11 protein-coding genes are annotated in these 15,863 nt (G+C 59.9%); 6 read left to right on the plus strand and 5 right to left on the minus strand.

All coding sequences use genetic code 11. The features are described 5' to 3' along the window. Positions 1-35: 35 nt before the first annotated feature. The 3 genes from H8B15_RS14560 to fabG form a co-directional block, all read right to left on the minus strand. Positions 36-1,373: an alkaline phosphatase family protein gene (locus tag H8B15_RS14560; RefSeq protein WP_187320403.1), complete on the minus strand. Its 1,338-nt coding sequence runs from the start codon at positions 1,371-1,373 to the stop codon at positions 36-38. Between the two features lie 220 nt (positions 1,374-1,593). Then, positions 1,594-4,725 (minus strand): TonB-dependent receptor, encoded by a 3,132-nt coding sequence (locus tag H8B15_RS14565; protein ID WP_246455510.1) that lies wholly within the window; start codon positions 4,723-4,725, stop codon positions 1,594-1,596. A 247-nt stretch (positions 4,726-4,972) separates the two neighbouring features. Beyond that, positions 4,973-5,722, minus strand: a complete 750-nt coding sequence (fabG, locus tag H8B15_RS14570) for a 3-oxoacyl-[acyl-carrier-protein] reductase (protein WP_187320405.1) — start codon at positions 5,720-5,722, stop codon at positions 4,973-4,975. A 196-nt stretch (positions 5,723-5,918) separates the two neighbouring features. On the opposite strand from fabG, the gene H8B15_RS14575 reads away from it, so the two are divergent. Continuing rightward, complete coding sequence (locus tag H8B15_RS14575) at positions 5,919-7,151, plus strand: NAD(P)/FAD-dependent oxidoreductase (RefSeq protein ID WP_187320406.1); 1,233 nt, start codon at positions 5,919-5,921, stop codon at positions 7,149-7,151. A gap of 45 nt (positions 7,152-7,196) precedes the next feature. Here H8B15_RS14575 and H8B15_RS14580 read toward each other — a convergent pair whose 3' ends face one another. Next, positions 7,197-7,910 (minus strand): tetratricopeptide repeat protein, encoded by a 714-nt coding sequence (locus H8B15_RS14580; protein WP_187320407.1) that lies wholly within the window; start codon positions 7,908-7,910, stop codon positions 7,197-7,199. Between the two features lie 231 nt (positions 7,911-8,141). Here H8B15_RS14580 and lpdA point away from each other — a divergent pair, with 231 nt between their 5' ends. The 4 genes from lpdA to H8B15_RS14600 all read left to right on the plus strand — a co-directional run bounded on the left by lpdA (position 8,142) and on the right by H8B15_RS14600 (position 13,406). Continuing rightward, positions 8,142-9,536 (plus strand): dihydrolipoyl dehydrogenase, encoded by a 1,395-nt coding sequence (lpdA, locus tag H8B15_RS14585; protein WP_187320408.1) that lies wholly within the window; start codon positions 8,142-8,144, stop codon positions 9,534-9,536. A gap of 191 nt (positions 9,537-9,727) precedes the next feature. After that, the gene (locus tag H8B15_RS14590) at positions 9,728-12,736 is read left to right on the plus strand and encodes a PAS domain-containing sensor histidine kinase (protein WP_187320409.1); all 3,009 of its coding nucleotides are present in this window, start codon (positions 9,728-9,730) and stop codon (positions 12,734-12,736) included. 43 nt (positions 12,737-12,779) lie between these two features. After that, positions 12,780-13,190: a response regulator gene (locus H8B15_RS14595; protein WP_187320410.1), complete on the plus strand. Its 411-nt coding sequence runs from the start codon at positions 12,780-12,782 to the stop codon at positions 13,188-13,190. Positions 13,191-13,208: 18 nt separating this feature from the next. Then, entirely contained in the window at positions 13,209-13,406 is a 198-nt protein-coding gene (locus tag H8B15_RS14600; RefSeq protein ID WP_187320411.1) for a GldL-related protein, read from the plus strand. A 105-nt stretch (positions 13,407-13,511) separates the two neighbouring features. Here the strand turns inward: H8B15_RS14600 and H8B15_RS14605 are convergent, their stop codons facing one another. Beyond that, complete coding sequence (locus H8B15_RS14605; protein WP_187320412.1) at positions 13,512-14,435, minus strand: DMT family transporter; 924 nt, start codon at positions 14,433-14,435, stop codon at positions 13,512-13,514. A 37-nt stretch (positions 14,436-14,472) separates the two neighbouring features. Between H8B15_RS14605 and H8B15_RS14610 the strand changes: the two genes are divergently transcribed. Continuing rightward, positions 14,473-15,801, plus strand: a complete 1,329-nt coding sequence (locus H8B15_RS14610) for a replication-associated recombination protein A (protein ID WP_187320413.1) — start codon at positions 14,473-14,475, stop codon at positions 15,799-15,801. Positions 15,802-15,863: the final 62 nt, after the last annotated feature.

Raw genomic sequence — 15,863 nt, forward strand, 5'->3', positions numbered from 1 at the left:
CTCTACTGGGTGTCACAAGAAAGCTGAACAGTGCCCTACCTCGCAGCGGTCTTAAGAACCTTCGGCGTTGTCGGCGGCGTCTGCCAGGGTAGGCCCAGCAGCTTGGCCGTGAGGGGCGCCACGTCCTGCAAGTTCATTTGCGGCACCACCTTGCCCGCCTCAAAGCCCGGTCCGTAGCCAATAAAGCCGGTTCGGATCTGGTCGAAATCAGGAAAGAAGCCGTGGGTGCCGCCCTTGCCGGCGCGCACCACCTGCCCCTCGCGCGCGCTACTCATCGACACGCCCGGCACCGGGGCCAGAGCCAGCGCGGCGTTGGGGTCGGCGCCGATCTGGTCCAGCTCAGGGCGCTCTACCACCCGAAACAGCTTGCGCTGCTCGGCGGGAGCAGCGGCCAGCAGCTGGCGCACCTTCGCCAGAGTTTTCTTGTCCTTGGGGTCTTTCAGCATCAGAAAAGCCGCCGCGCCAGACGTATGAAACTGCGCTTTCCAATCACCTTTTTCGGCGTTGTACAGCCCATTTTGGGCCAGCCACACGTTGGGCGCCAGCGCGGTGTTGATGTCCACAAAACCATGGTCGCCAGTCACGATAATGGCCGTTTCCTTCTCGATGCCGGCTTTGGCGAGGGCCTCCAGCAGGTGGCCCACCACCCAGTCGGCGGTGGCCAGGGCGCGGCGCACGTGGGCGCCGTCACGGCCATCCTGGTGCTCGGCGTGGTCTACCCCAAACACGTGCAGGGTGAGCAGGTTGGGCTTGTAGGTTTCGAGGAGGTAGGCGGCCATGCGGCTGCCGTTTTCGTCGCCGCTCACGTAGTCGCTGCTCATGTCGCGGGCCGTGAGTTTGCCGGTGGCGTTCAGCTCAATTTCCTCCATCAGGCCCTTGGGCATGGTGTTCTGGCGCACTGGCGTGAAGCGGTCCACGTTCTTGTCCAAAGACCAGAACTCGGGAATGTTGTAATCAATGGGCGCACCCACCGACACCGGCCACATCACCGAGGCCGATTTCAGGCCCGCCTTGCGCACGGCGTCCCACAGCGTTTCGGTCTTAATCAGGTTTTCTTCCCAGTACCAGCGGCCGGTGGCGCCGTCGGGCTCGAAGGGCGAGTTGTAGTAGATGCCGTGCTGGGCCGGCGCCACCCCCGTAATCAGGGTAGTGTGCGAAGGATAAGTCACGCTCGGAAACACGCCCCGCACGCCGTCGGCCGAGGTGCCCTCGGCGGCCATGCGCTGCAAGTTGGGGGTAGGCCACTTGGCCTCACGGTAGAAATCAGGCCGAAACCCATCAATGCTAACCAGTACCACGTGCTTAACCGTTTGGCTGAAAGACGCGAGGGGTAGGGACAGGCAAAGGCTGATGGAGAGGAAAATAGACTTCATAGGGGATTTGGATGTGTTGGATTGTTGTGGATGGTTGACCTCACCCCCCGGCCCCCTCTCCTCGGGGAGAGGGGGAGCCTTGTAGTAAGCTGTTAGCTTGTAGCTGCTAGCTATTAGCTCTGGTTTGAGAAAAGCTATCAGCTAACAGCTACAAGCTAACCGCTAAATCATCTGGCTCCCCCTCTCCCCGAGGAGAGGGGCCGGGGGGTGAGGTCCACCATTAAAACGAATACCGCGCGCCCAGCTGAATCTGGTAGGGCGTGCCGTTCCGGCGGGTAGTACCCACGTTCTCGTTCACGCGGTACACATAGCGGTGCGTGGTCTGGTTGAAGCCCGTGACAGACAGCAGGTTCTGATTGCCCAGGTTGTAGTTCACGCCCCAGTCTTTGTTGAGCAGGTTGGCGAAGTTGAAAACGTCCACGCTGAGCGTGAAAGCCTGCGTTTTAAAGGTTTTGAAGGACTTTTGCAGGCGCACATCAAACGTGCCAGCGAAGGGATTCACGCCGCCGTTGCGGTCGGCAATGGTGCCCAGGCTGCGGCGGATGTAGTCGCGGGCGCGGTTGTCGGGGTTGTCGAGCACCTTCTGCATGGAGGCGGCCACGGCTGGGTCGGTGGCGGGGTTGTTGGGGTCGAACACGAAGGCCAGGTCGTTATCGGTGCCGGGGCCGCCTACAAAGTCACCGTTGATGTCGGCATCCACCGTGAGGGAGTAGCGCGTGCCGCCCAGGCCCGTGAAGCGGCCGCTCAGCACGAAGCCCGCCACGCTGGGCGAAGCGCCGAAGAACACCACTTTATGCCGAAACTGGTTGTCGGAGTAGTTGATTTCGCTCAGGCTGCGCGGGTCCGACTTGATGGGCCGGAACGTAGACGTATTGGCCACGTTGCCGTTGTAGGAGCTGTTGTCGCGGGTGCTGTTCCAGGTGTAGCTGGCGTTGAAAAATCCGTCGCGGAAGTAGCGCAGCTCGGCATCGGCCACCACCGCCGCCTGCTTGATCTTGGCGGCACTAACAAACTCCAGCGTGCGGCCCACGGCCTGGGTTTTGCGGCCCAGCACGTTGTTGGTGATGCCCGCCCGCGTAATCGTGTTGGCCGGCACAAATACGCCGCGGCCCGCCTCGTTGTCCAGCGTAAAGTAGGGCTGGTCTACCAGGTTGCGGTCCAGATACACGTAGTTGTCGTTGGTGTAGGAGTACAGGAAGTTGACGCCCAGGCGCAGCACCTGCCCGAATAAGTGGTTGACGCTCAGGTTGGCCTTGTAGATATTCGGCACCTGCAAGTCTTTGTTGTTCAGGTTGATGGTGGATACATAGGGTATGCCGGGTAGCAGGCCGGGCGCCGTGTTGGGGTCGTTGCGGTAGGCCGGGAAGTCGGGGCGGGGCACTGGGTTGGCGCCCGTTGAGGGCCGCGTCACGTCAATGGAGGCCACTTTGGTGCCGCTGTTCTGAATGTTGTTCACTTGGGCGTAGTTCACGGGGTTGGCCGAGAAAATACCCCCACCCAGCCGGATGATGCTTTTCCGCTCGCCCTTCACGTCCCAGGTTAGCTGCACGCGGGGCTGAAAGTTGTTCCAGTCGGTGGGGTTGTTGTCGGTGCGCAGGCCCAGGGTTTCCTCCACCACCGGGTTGTAGGCGCCCGCCGTGAGGTAGCTGGTCATATCCCAGCGCAGGCCCACAATGGCCTCTACGTGGGGCAGCGGGTTGTACTGCATCTGTCCAAACAACGACGCGTTCAGCACCCACTGCTGCACCGAGGGCACGCCCTGCAACGGCACCTCCCGGGCGTAGCGTGAGGGGTTTAAGTCGTTGAACTCCTGCAAGCTGTTGAACACAAAGCGCCCGTTCTGCTCGCTGGAAATGTAGGTATCGAGGTAGGTGAGCGTGTTGTCGGTGCCGAAGGTGAAGTTGTAGCGGCCTTTGGTGAGGTAAGCCGTGTTCACCAGTTGCAGCTGGTTTTCGAGGTTGTTTTCGGGCGTGAAGCGCTGGCCGCCGAGCTGCACCGAGGTAGTGCCCTGGCGGCCATTGGGTAGGCGCGAGCGCACCGTCACGATGGCCCGCGGAATGTTGGCGCCGGGCAGCAGATCGTTGGGCGTGTAGTCGCGCCGCACGGTCTGGTACTGCACCTTCAGCTCGTTCAGCAGGGTAGGCGAAAACTGCGTGCGCAGCGAGGCCAGCGTGCTATTCTCACGCGACTTAAAATTGCCGTACACCTCAAACAGGTTGATGGCCGAGTTGTCGTTCACGCTATTGGGGTTGTCCCAGGAACTGTAGTTGTTGCGCAGCGTCAGGCGGTTTTTGTTGTTGATCTGCCAGTCCAGACGGGCAAAAAAGGTGTTGGCCACCGTCTTGCGGCCAAACTCGCCGGTCTGCCTGGCGTCGCTCAGGCCGTACTTGGTGCGGGCAATGTTCAGGACCGTATCCAACGCGCCCGCGCTGATGCCCAAGGCGTTGGCATCGGCATCCGACTTAATATCAGCAATGAAAAACGGCGCCGACTCGTTCTGCCGGTCCAGGGCCGTGAAGAAGTGCAGCTTGTCCTTGATGATGGGGCCGCCCAGGCTGAAACCGTACTGGTTGGTGGTGAAGTTCTGGGTGCGACGGTTGCCCCGGATATCGTAGGGGCTAGCCAGAAAATCGGCGCGATAATAGTCGAATATGGAACCCGTAAACGTGTTGGTGCCCGACTTGGTCACGGCGCTGACGGTACCGCCGCCCTGCCGGCCCTGGGTCACGTCGTACACGTTGGTGGCCACCTCAAACTCGCGGATGGCTTCCAGCGACAACGAATACGGCCCGTTGCCTACTGCCCCGGAGGTCAGGTTGTTGCGGGCACTCACGCCGTCAATCAGGTAGTTGGTCGACGATGGCAACTGCCCGCCCACGCTGCCCCCGTTGGAGGTAGGCGCCAGCGACACCAGGTTGGTGAAACTGCGGTTCAGGGTCGGAATCTGCCGGATGGTCTGGTCGGTGATGGCCGTGCTGCTGCCCAGTCGGTCTACGCGGCTGTTGAGGGCGTTGCCGCGCACCACCACTTCCTGCAAGCCCACGGCCTCAGGTTGCAGCCGGAAGTCCACCCGCAGCTGGTCGCCCAGGTTCAGGGCTAGCCCATTTTTCACCTGCGTAGCCGAGCCCACATAGCTCACCCGCACGCTGTAGGGCTTGCCCAGCGGCAGCTGCCGCAATTGGTAGCGCCCGTCGGTGGTGGTCACGGTAGTGGCCTGAAAGCCCGTGGCTTCGTTGCGTACTACCACCGTCACGCCGGGTAGGGTAGTGCCGGCTTCGTCCACAATGCGTCCTTCAATAGTCGCGTCGGTGGATTGGCCGAAGCCAGAATAGCCGCTTAAAAGCAGCCACATACTGAGAAAGAGTAGAAAGTGTTTGCGCATGAGGTAGGGTTGGTTTTGGATGCGCAAATGTCTTCCGGTAGTATAAAGCGTATATTAAGGATGTGCGATATTGTGGTTATGAGTTGCGAGGGAAAACACGCATTGCGTAACGATTTCGCAATGCAACCCGCTACCCCCAAAACGCGACGGCGTGCCCGGCGCCAGCCGCTGGGGCCACGCCAGGCACGCCGTCGTGCCACCAGGGTAGGGGAGTAGCCTAGGTCAGCATGCCGCCATCCACTTGCAGTACTTGTCCGGTGATGTATGCCGAATCGTCGGAGGCCAGGAAGGCTGTGGCTTTGGCTACGTCCTCGGGCGAGCCGCCGCGGCGCAGCGGAATAGCCTTGCGCCATTCTTCTACCTGCTTCTGGTCGAGGGCGCCGGTCATTTCGGTTTCGATGAAGCCAGGCGCAATGGCGTTGCAACGGATGTTGCGCGAGCCCAGCTCCAAGGCTACCGACTTGGTGAAGCCAATAATACCAGCCTTGGAAGCTGCGTAGTTGGCCTGGCCCGCGTTGCCCTTCACACCCACCACCGACGACATATTGATAATGCTGCCCGCCTTGGCGCGCATCATGGGTTTGGTGGCGGCTTTGGTGAGGTTGAACACCGATTTCAGGTTCACGTTCAGCACTTGGTCCCACTGCAGCTCGCTCATGCGCATCAGCAGGCCGTCCTGCGTGATGCCGGCGTTGTTTACCAAAATATCGAGCTTGCCGAACTCGGCCACCACGTCGTCTACCAGCTTTTCGGCCTCGGCAAAAACAGAGGCGTCGGAGCGGAAGCCTTTCACTTTGGTGCCGAACTCGGCCAGTTCCTGTTCCAGCTGCTGGCCTTTCTCCACGCTGGAAAGGTAGGTGAAAGCCACCTGCGCACCCTGCTGGGCAAAATATACGGCCACCGCGCGGCCAATTCCTTTGGAAGCACCCGTAATGAGGGCCACTTTTCCGTCGAGCAGTTTTGTCATGTAGTTTGAGCTGTTAGCCAATAGCTGCTAGCTGATGGCTTTTGTGTTTGAGGTGCAAGCTACGAGCTTTGACGAATAGGGCACAAAACTGAAGCTGTAAACCATCCGATCGATGCGTATAGCCGGCATCTCGTAGCTTGCGGCTTAAATGACGAAGCTATCAGCTAATAGCCATCAGCTAACAGCTACCCAAACAATGGACATTTGCATCCTCGGTGCCGGACCGGGCGGGGCCACGGCAGCTCTACACCTTGCCAACGCCGGCCAGCCCTGCCTGCTGCTCGACCGCGCCACCTTCCCGCGCGACAAAACCTGCGGCGACGCGCTCAGTGGCAAAGTCATCAACGAGTTGCGCCGGATTGATGCTAGCCTGCCCGCGCAGCTGGCGGCCTCGGCGGTGCAGGTGCCCTGTTGGGGTATCAGCTTTTTTGCGCCCAACGGCCGCCCCGTGGAAGTGCCCTTCCGGGCGCACTACAACCCCACCGCCGAACCCGCCCCCGGCCACGTAGCCAAGCGCCTCGATTTCGATAACCTGCTGATTGAGCAAGTGCGTCAGCGCCCGGAAATCGACTTTCGGGAAGGGATAGAGGTGGTGCGCCACGAGCGCCTGCCCGATGGTCGCTGGCAGCTCCTCGCGGCCGATGGCACCGTGGTGGCTACCCCGCGTCTGCTGCTGATTGCCAACGGTGCCCAATCGGCGCAGGCCCGGCAGATTGGCGGGCACGTGCTGGAGCCCCGGCACCACTCGGCGGGGCTGCGCACCTACTACGAAGGCGTAACCGGCATGCACCCGCACGGCTTCATCGAGCTGCATTTTCTGAAAGAATTCTTACCTGGCTACCTCTGGATTTTTCCCCTGCCCAACGGCCAGGCCAACGTGGGGGTAGGGATGCGTACCGATAAGGTGTCGGCCAAAAAAATCAACCTGCGCGCCCGCCTCGACGAAATTCTGACCACCCACCCCAGCTTCCGGCACCGCTTTGCCCAGGCCCGGCGACTAGGGCCGGTGCGGGGCATGGGCCTGCCGCTGGGCTCCAAACGGCGCTCCTTATCGGGCGCCGGCTACCTGCTGCTCGGCGACGCCGGCTCCCTCATCGACCCGTTCACGGGTGAGGGCATCAGCCACGCCATGGTGTCGGGCCGCCACGCTGCCGACTGGGCCGCCCGCGCCGTGCAGGCGCAAAACTTCAGCGCCGATTTCCTGAAGGCCTACGACGCGGCCGTATACAACCGCCTGTGGCAGGAGCTGCGTTTGAGCCGCGCCATGCAGCGCCTGCTGGCCTACCCCTGGCTGTTCAACTTCGTGGCCAACCGCGCCGTGCGCAACCCTACCCTCGCCCAAACCCTCACCAACATGTTCCTCGACCTCGACCTGCGCGAACAGCTCCGCCGGCCGGGATTTTATCTGAAAATGATGATAGGGAAATGAACTGGTGAGTTTGCGAAATGCTCAGGATGACAACTAGCTCACCATTTACCGCAGCGTGGCTGCTTTTTCCAGGTCGGCGCGGGCCTCGGTGGGCTGGTTGAGGGAGGAATAGCTCGTGCCGCGAGCTTCGTAGGCAGCGGCATAGGTAGAGTCGAGGGCAATGGCCTGGGTGAAGTCGTTGATGGCGGCTTTGAAGTTCTGCATTTGCATGCGCGTTTTGCCCCGCTGAAAGAAAGATTCTTTGTCGTTGGGGTTATGCTTCAACGCCTTGGAGTAATCGGAGACAGCGGCGGAATATTGCTGTAGAGCCGCGTGGGCCATGCCCCGGCCACGGTAGGCATTGGCGTCGTCGGACTTCAGGCGCAGGGCGGCCGTGTAGTCGGGTAGGGCTTCGGCGTAGCTGCCGAGCTGGGTGCGGGCCTTGGCGCGGGTGAGTAGCAGGTCAAAGTTGCGCGGGTGAAGCTTCAGGCCCGCATCGGCCGTGCGGATGGCGGTGCGATAGTCGGCTGGGGTAACGGGGAGGTCTGGTGCAGCCGGTACGGGAGCTGTAGCCGCCGCCGACAGGCTGGCGTCGGGGGCCGTGGCAGCGGCGCCGATGGTATCTAGGTCTGGGGTAGCACCTTCCTCCATCGTTACGGCCCGGCGAGCAGCATCAGACTGTGTATAGGTAGGGTTTTCGGGCTCGGTGGTGCGGGCGCACTGCGTAGTGAGCAGCAGTGTGGCGCCACAAATCAAAAAGGTAGATATCGTTGTTCTCATGGTAAGCAAAAGGCAAACAGACCGGCTATAATGGCCGGGAGGTATGGCGCCTTTGTACGGACAGGCGCGGCAGCTGGCTGCGCTTCGCCGAAAAAATACCTACAACGCCACCGTAGTGGGTGGCACCGCGGCGGTTGGGGCGAGTGCGCCCGGCTGCCTATCTTTGTCCTGACCGGCGGCATTGTTGCCGGGTAGTCTTTTCCTTTCTATTTTATCTAGCAACACAACAGTATGGCATTGCAATACGACCTGGTCGTTATCGGCAGCGGCCCCGGGGGCTACGTAGCCGCCATTCGGGCCTCGCAGCTCGGACTGAAAGTAGGCGTGGTAGAGCGTGAGTCGCTGGGCGGCATCTGCCTCAACTGGGGCTGCATTCCCACCAAAGCCCTGCTGAAAAGCGCCCAGGTATTTGAATACCTCAACCACGCCAGCGACTACGGTCTGTCGGCTACGGGGGTAGGACAGGACTTTACGGCCGTGGTGAAGCGCAGCCGCGGCGTGGCCGATGGCATGAGCAAAGGCATCAACTTCCTGTTCAAGAAGAATAAGATTGAAACCATTATGGGTACCGGCAAGCTGCTGGCGCCCGGCAAGATTGAGGTAACCAAGGCCGACGGTGGCAAGGAGACCGTAGAAGCCAAGAGCATCATTCTGGCTACTGGTGCCCGCTCGCGCCAGCTGCCCAACCTGCCCATCGACGACAAGAAAATCATTGGCTACCGCAAGGCTATGAGCCTGGAGCAGCTGCCCAAGAAGCTGGTGGTAGTAGGCTCGGGCGCCATCGGCGTCGAGTTTGCCTACTTCTACCGCACCATGGGCTCGGAGGTAACCATTGTGGAGTATCTGCCCCGCATTGTGCCGGTAGAGGATGAGGAGGTGTCGAAGCAGATGGAGAAATCCTTCAAGAAAATCGGCGTCAACGTACTCACTGAAGCCGAAGTAACCAAAGTTGATACCAGCGGCCAGGGCTGCAAAGTAACCGTGAAAACGGCCAAAGGCGAGCAGCAGCTTGATTGCGACGTGGTGCTGTCGGCGGTGGGTATTGCCACTAACATCGAGAATATCGGCCTGGAAGAACTGGGCATCAAAACCGACCGTGGCCGTGTCATTGTAGACGATTACTACAAAACCAACGTGGACGGCATCTACGCCATTGGCGACATTGTGCCTGGTCCGGCGCTGGCGCACGTGGCCTCGGCCGAGGGCATTATCTGCGTGGAGAAGATTGCCGGGCACCATCCCGAGCCGCTCAACTACCAGAACATTCCCGGCTGCACCTACGCGCAGCCCGAAATTGCCTCCGTGGGCCTCACCGAAGCCGAAGCCCGCAAGCGCGGCCTCGACATCAAGGTAGGTAAGTTCCCCTTCTCGGCCTCCGGCAAAGCCTCAGCAGGTGGTGTGAAGGATGGCTTTGTGAAGGTAATTTTCGACGCCAAGTACGGCGAGTGGCTGGGCGCGCACATGATTGGCGCCAACGTGACTGAGATGATTGCCGAAGTGGTAGTTGCCCGCAAGCTCGAAACCACTGGTCACGAAATTATCAAGTCGGTGCACCCGCACCCCACCATGAGCGAGGCTGTAATGGAAGCCGCCGCCGCTGCCTACGACGAGGTGATTCACCTGTAAGCTTCGCTAGCGCGCTTCTGCAAGCACCAAAAGCCCCGGCCGCCGTTGCGCACGCCGGGGCTTTTTAGTGCTCAAGCAAACTAGCCAGCGTATGTGCCGGCGGGTATAAAAAGCCCCTCAATTGTATCTGTCCTTCCCGTACCTATAATGACGTACCTTGGGATAGTTTTCGCCTATTTGCTAGATTTTGTATGGCTGCCTATCCGGTTTCATCAACGCTGTCTGTTTCTGAGCCGGAAGGCCTGTTAGAGGTGCTGTTAAATGTTTCTCTAACGGGCGTTATCCTGTTTCGGCCCCTTGTGGTAGCCGATGGTGAAATTATACAGGACCTGGCTTACGAACATCTGAACCCCGCCGCCCAGCAGCTGCTGCAGCTGCCCGCGCAGCCCGCCGAGACCTTTCTGACGCTGTACCCTAATGCGCGGCCTACCGGCTTATTCGACTTTTACTGCGCGGCGTTTCGCTCGGGTAGTGTAGAGCGACATCAGGTATTGTACCAGTACGATGGGCTCGATGGCTACTTCCACCTGGTGGCCCAGCGTCACGGCGAGCTGCTGGTCGTTAGCTTCACCGATACCAACGAGCACCCGCGCACGGCCGTGGAAGAGGCGCTGCGCGTGAGCCAGGCCCACGAGCAGCAAGCCTACGCGGCCCTGGAAGTGGAGCGAAACCTGTTGCAGGCCACGCTGATGCAGGCGCCCGTAGCCATTGGGGTGTTTCAGGGAGAAGACTGCACTGTGTTGGCCGCCAATAAGCTAATGTGTGGCGTGTGGGGCTATGCGGCAGAGGAAGTGGTAGGAAAACCCCTGCTGGTGGGTGTGCCGGAGTTGCAGGGGCAGGGTTTTGCAGAGGTGATTCAGCAAGTAGCCGACACGCAAGTGCCATTTGTAGGCACAGAGGTAGGGGCCGATTTGTTGCAGAACGGCCGGATGGAAACGCGCTATTTCAACTTTGTATATCAACCACTTTATGATGCTGGTAATGAAGTAATAGGGGTCATCGACATTGCTATTGACGTGACAGAGCAAGTGCTGGCCCGGCAGAAGGTGCAGGAGCTAAACGAGGAGTTGCAGGCTACCAACGAGGAATACCTGAATGCCAATACCGCGCTGGACCACACGCAGCAGGCACTACAGCTACTCAATGAGGAGTTGGAGACCCGCGTGGCCCAGCGTACACAAGAGGCACAGGCCGCCCTGCGCGAAACCGAGCACCAGCGCGAGCAGCTACAAGTGCAGCAAAGTTTGCTGCAACAGATTATGGGACAGGTGCCCGCTGCAATTGCTACCCTCAGTGGGCCAGAGCACCGCTATTCCTTCTTCAACGACCAGTACCGGGAGCTTTCGGCAGGTAGAGCCCAAATAGGGCTGCCAGTGGCCCAAGTATTGCCAGAGGTAGCAAAGCAGGGCTTCATCAACCTGCTGGATAACGTATTTGCTACGGGCAAGCCTTTTGCGGGCACCGAAATGACTGTTTTGCTCCAGGCCCCTACCTCCAGCCAGCCAGAGCAGCGCTATATTGATTTCATCTACCAGCCTCTTTTCGACGCGCAGCAGCGCGTACAGGGCGTGCTGGCTTTTATCCTGGACGTTACGGACCGGGTGCTGGCTCGCCGGCAAGTGGATACGCTACAGGCTGAGATGCTGGCTGCGGCCCAGCAACAAGCACGGGAGCGAGAAAATATATACCAGATCTTTGAGCAAACCCCAGCAGTTATCTGTGTGTTGCGCGGGCCTGAGCATCGGTTTGAATACCTCAATTCGGCTTATCAGGAGTTCTTCCCAGGCCGAAATATGCATGGCCGTACCGTTGCCGAAACGCAGCCCGAAGCCGTAGCCCAGGGTTTTGTGGAGTTGCTGGACCGAGTGTATCAAACGGGCGAAACCTTCTTCGGGCATGCCGTGCCCTTGAGCATTGAGGATCTGGAAAGCCAGGAAATCCAGACGACTTATTTCAATTTCACTTACCAAGCATATTACGAGGCCGGCCAGATTGTAGGTATTTCTGTGTTTGCGTACGATGTAACCAGCCAGGTGCTGGCTCGTCAGCAGCGCGACGCACAGCAGGCTGAGTTGCAGCGTATTTTTGAGCAGGCCCCAATGGCTATTGCCATTTTGCGCGGTGCGGAGCTACGGGTAGAGCTGGCCAACTCTGCGGTAGGCGACATCTGGGGCCGCTCGCCAGCAGAGGTGGTAGGGCGGCCCTACTTTGAGGCCATGCCCGAAGCCGCCGGACAGGGGTTTGAGGAAATTCTGGCCGGCGTGCTGCGCACAGGAAAGCCTTATTTTATGACGGAAGCGCCCGTGCAGCTGGCCCGTCAGCAGAGTGGCGAGGCACTGACGAGTTATCTCAATTTCGTTTTTCAACCGCTTTACAATGCCCAGCGGCACATCACGGGTCTGGTAGCAGTAGGCGTAGAGGTAACCGAGCAGGTGCTGGCCCGCCAGCAGGTGCAGGAGCTGAACACCGAGCTGCAACTGGCCAACAAAACGCTGGGCCAGACCAACCAGCGCCTGGCCCGCATCAATACCGATCTGGATACGTTCGTGTACACGGCCTCGCACGATCTGAAAGCCCCCATTGCCAACCTCGAAGGCCTGCTGATAGCCCTGCGCGAGCAGCTGCCCGCCGAAGCGCTGCACGCCAATCTGGTGCCGCAGCTTCTGGAGATGATGGACGGCGCTGTTAGTCGCTTCCAGCAAACGCTAGTGCACCTCACCGATGTGTCGCAGCTTCAGCCCAACGAAGCCTCCGCCGAGCTGGTAAACCTGCCAGCGTTGGTGAAGGCTGTGCACCTCGACTTGCAGCCCTGGCTGGCCGCTGCCAACACCACCTTCACGGCCGATGTGGATGCCTGCGCTACCGTGCATTTCTCGGCCAAAAACCTGCGCAGTATCCTGTACAACCTGCTCAGCAACGCCGTGAAGTACCGCGCCTATGACCGGCCAGCTACGGTGCACCTTCGGTGTGAGCGCAAAGCCGAGGAGGTAGTATTAACCGTGCGAGACAACGGCCTGGGCCTAACCCCAGCGCAGCAAGAACAGCTGTTCCGGATGTTTCGGCGCCTTCACTCCCACGTAGAGGGCTCGGGGGTAGGGCTCTATATGGTGAAGAAAATTGTGGAAAACGCGGGCGGTACGATTACCGTAGAGAGCCAGCCCAACGTAGGTACTACCTTTACAGTCTACTTACCCGGCTAACCACCGGCTCATTGTGCTCCGTGGGGTACCCTTTTCACTAACTATGGAGAAGCTCGCCAGCGTTTTGCTCGTGGACGACGATACTACCAATAACTTTTTGAATGAGCTGCTTTTCAAGAAGCTGGAAATAACTGACCGCCTGTTGGTGGCCGAAAGCGGCACAGAGGCCTTGCAACTGCTGCAATGGCCCGACGAGTCGCACGGCCCCAACCTGATTTTGCTGGACGTGAACATGCCGGGCATGAATGGTATCGAGTTCTTGGAAACTTATGTGCAGCTGCCGGCTACCCAGCGCCACGCTACCGTGGTAATTATGCTCACCACCACCATGGATGCCAGCGACCTGGCCCGCCTCAACGACCTGCCCATTGCGGGACTGGTCAGCAAGCCGCTCACGCAGGAAAAGCTGGCTACCATTCTGCAACTGCATTTTCAGCGCACCCTACCCAACTAACCCGCTTACCCCTGCGCAATGGAACAATTGCCTTCGTATCCCCGTCTGTTTTCGTTTTTTGCTGTGGGCATTGCCCTGGTTTTGCTGGGGGCGCTACTGAAAATACAGCACGTGCAGGTATCTAGCTGGCTGATACTGGCAGGATTATCGGTGCAGGCAGTGGCCGGGATGCTGCTGGTTTATCGGTTTGCCAAGGGTAGGCAGCCGGAGGAGTAGGCTGCATCGTGGCGCTGCTTCTATCAATAATCAGGGCTTACTTTGAGTAGTAAGCAGCAAGTCCTCAGTTTTTTCCGTTAAGGCAACATTAGCATAGAGTGTTTTTTACTCCGCGGTGGGTGTGAGGGGCACGGGCGTTGCTTTCGGTTTCTTACTTACCAGGAACACGCCCACAAAAATCAGGGAGGCTTGCAACGCCTTTTCCACCGTGAAGGTGTCTTTGCCCAGGGCCACAGCAATGAGCACGGCCAGCACGGGTTGCAGGTAGAGGTACACGCCGGTGAGGGTAGGGGAGGCGTACTTCAAGGCCCAGTTGTTGAGCAGGTAGGCCACGATGGTGAGGAACACCACCATATACAGAATCTCAGCCCAGATAACCACCGGCAGGTTGGCAAAGTCGATGGCCAGGGCCTGCCGCCAACCGAAGGGTAGGGCCGCCAACGCTCCTACTAGAAAGATGCGAGCCAGTACCGTGAAGGGGTTGTACTTGCGCATGAGCGGCATCACAATCACCAGGTACACGCCAAAGGCCGAGGCATTGCACAAGATCAGAATATTGCCCAGCACCGGATTGGTGGCGTGGGCCACGCCGGGCACCTCGCGCCCCAGCACAATCAGCGCCGCGCCAATGCCAGCCACCAAAATACCCACCACGCGCATCGGCCGGATTTTCTCGCCCAGCAGCACCGCCGAGGCCAGCACTACCACAATCGGCGACACAGTTTGCACCAGCGAGGCGTTGATTGGCGTGGTCAGGTTGAGGCCCCCGAAGAATAGTAGCTGATTGGCTCCGATGCCAATAATGCCGCTGAGAATGGCGCGCACGTTGTCGGCGCGGCCCGTGATGCGGTCTTTGCTGACAATACGGCTCAGTATCCCGAAAAACAGCGCCGCGCCCAGCGTGCGCAGCACCACCAGCCCAAACGGCCCGGCGTACACCGGCATCACATCTTTCGATAGGCTGTAGTTGGCGGCATAAATCAGCGCAACCAGAAATAGAGCGGCGTGCAGCAAAACGGGGTTTTTCATGGCCGGCAAAGGTACGCAGCCTCCGTACCTTTGCACCATGTCTACTGGTTCCCTCTTCGACGACGAAACGCCTTCCCGCCCTACCCCCGCCACGCCCGATGCCCCCCTGCCGGAGCGCCGCCGCCCGCGCACGCTGGCCGAGTATGCTGGGCAGCAGCATCTCATTGGGCCGGAGGGCGTACTACGGCGCTACCTCAACGCCGGCCGCCTACCCTCCCTGATCTTGTGGGGGCCGCCCGGCGTGGGCAAAACCACCCTGGCCCACCTATTGGCCCAGGAGCTGGGGAGGCCGTTTGCGGCGCTGTCGGCCATTAATGCGGGGGTGAAGGACGTGCGCGACGTGATTGAGCGCGCCAAGCGCCAGCCGGGCACGCTGTTGTTTATTGATGAGATTCACCGTTTCAGCAAGGCCCAGCAGGATGCGCTGCTGGGCGCGGTGGAGCACGGCACCGTCACGCTGATTGGCGCCACCACCGAAAATCCGTCGTTTGAGGTGATTCCGGCCCTACTGAGCCGGGCGCAGGTCTACACCCTGGAGGCTTTGGACAAAGACGTGCTCATTGGTTTGGTGGACACTGCATTGGCCGAGGATGAGGTGCTGAAGCGCAAGAAAGTACGGGTAGAGGAATATAACGCCCTGCTCACCATCTCGGGCGGCGACGCGCGCAAGCTGCTTAACCTGCTCGAAATTGTGGTGCAGGCCGCCTCGCCCGCGCCCGTTACCGGCGAAATCGTCATTACCGATGCCGTGGTGCAGGAGCTGGCCCAGCAGCACCTCGCCCGCTACGACAAAGGCGGCGAGATGCACTACGACGTGATTTCGGCCTTCATCAAAAGCATCCGCGGCTCCGACCCCAACGCGGCGCTTTACTACCTGGCCGTGATGCTGGAAGGCGGTGAGGACGTGAAATTCATTGCCCGCCGTCTGCTCATTCTGGCTTCCGAAGATGTGGGCAACGCCAACCCCAACGCCTTGCTACTGGCCCAAAGCTGCTTCCAGGCCGTCACGGTCATTGGCCTACCCGAATCGGACATTATTCTGGGCCAGACGGTGGTGTACCTCGCTACCTCGCCCAAGAGCAATACCTCGTACAAGGCCATCCGCGAAGCGCGGGCCCTAGTGCGCCAGCAGGGCGTGCAGCCGGTGCCCATTCCGCTGCGCAACGCGCCTACCAAGCTCATGAAGCAGCTCGGCTACGGTCAGGAATACCAATATTCGCACGACTACCCCGGCAACTTCGTGCCGCAAGAGTTCCTCCCCGAGCAGCTCGCCGGTACCACCTTCTACCACCCCGGCGACAACCCCGCCGAGCACAAAATCCGCGAGCGGCTGCGTCAGCAGTGGGGGGAGAAGTATGGGTATTAGGAGTGGTGAGATGGTGAAATGGTGAGTAGTGAAATGGTGAGTAAACTACGGCTGTCATCCTG

The organism is Hymenobacter citatus (assembly GCF_014333615.1).
In the GTDB taxonomy this organism is placed as follows: Bacteria; Bacteroidota; Bacteroidia; order Cytophagales; family Hymenobacteraceae; genus Hymenobacter; species Hymenobacter citatus.

What these genes read in the sequence shown, in the direction of transcription:
- H8B15_RS14595 (WP_187320410.1), top strand. Translation starts at nt 12,780, where the DNA reads ATGGAGAAGCTCGCCAGCGTTTTGCTCGTGGACGACGATACTACCAAT.
- H8B15_RS14575 (WP_187320406.1), top strand. Translation starts at nt 5,919, where the DNA reads ATGGACATTTGCATCCTCGGTGCCGGACCGGGCGGGGCCACGGCAGCT.
- H8B15_RS14560 (WP_187320403.1), bottom strand. Translation starts at nt 1,373, where the DNA reads ATGAAGTCTATTTTCCTCTCCATCAGCCTTTGCCTGTCCCTACCCCTC.
- H8B15_RS14610 (WP_187320413.1), top strand. Translation starts at nt 14,473, where the DNA reads ATGTCTACTGGTTCCCTCTTCGACGACGAAACGCCTTCCCGCCCTACC.
- H8B15_RS14590 (WP_187320409.1), top strand. Translation starts at nt 9,728, where the DNA reads ATGGCTGCCTATCCGGTTTCATCAACGCTGTCTGTTTCTGAGCCGGAA.
- H8B15_RS14565 (WP_246455510.1), bottom strand. Translation starts at nt 4,725, where the DNA reads ATGTGGCTGCTTTTAAGCGGCTATTCTGGCTTCGGCCAATCCACCGAC.
- H8B15_RS14605 (WP_187320412.1), bottom strand. Translation starts at nt 14,435, where the DNA reads ATGAAAAACCCCGTTTTGCTGCACGCCGCTCTATTTCTGGTTGCGCTG.
- lpdA (WP_187320408.1), top strand. Translation starts at nt 8,142, where the DNA reads ATGGCATTGCAATACGACCTGGTCGTTATCGGCAGCGGCCCCGGGGGC.
- H8B15_RS14600 (WP_187320411.1), top strand. Translation starts at nt 13,209, where the DNA reads ATGGAACAATTGCCTTCGTATCCCCGTCTGTTTTCGTTTTTTGCTGTG.
- H8B15_RS14580 (WP_187320407.1), bottom strand. Translation starts at nt 7,910, where the DNA reads ATGAGAACAACGATATCTACCTTTTTGATTTGTGGCGCCACACTGCTG.
- fabG (WP_187320405.1), bottom strand. Translation starts at nt 5,722, where the DNA reads ATGACAAAACTGCTCGACGGAAAAGTGGCCCTCATTACGGGTGCTTCC.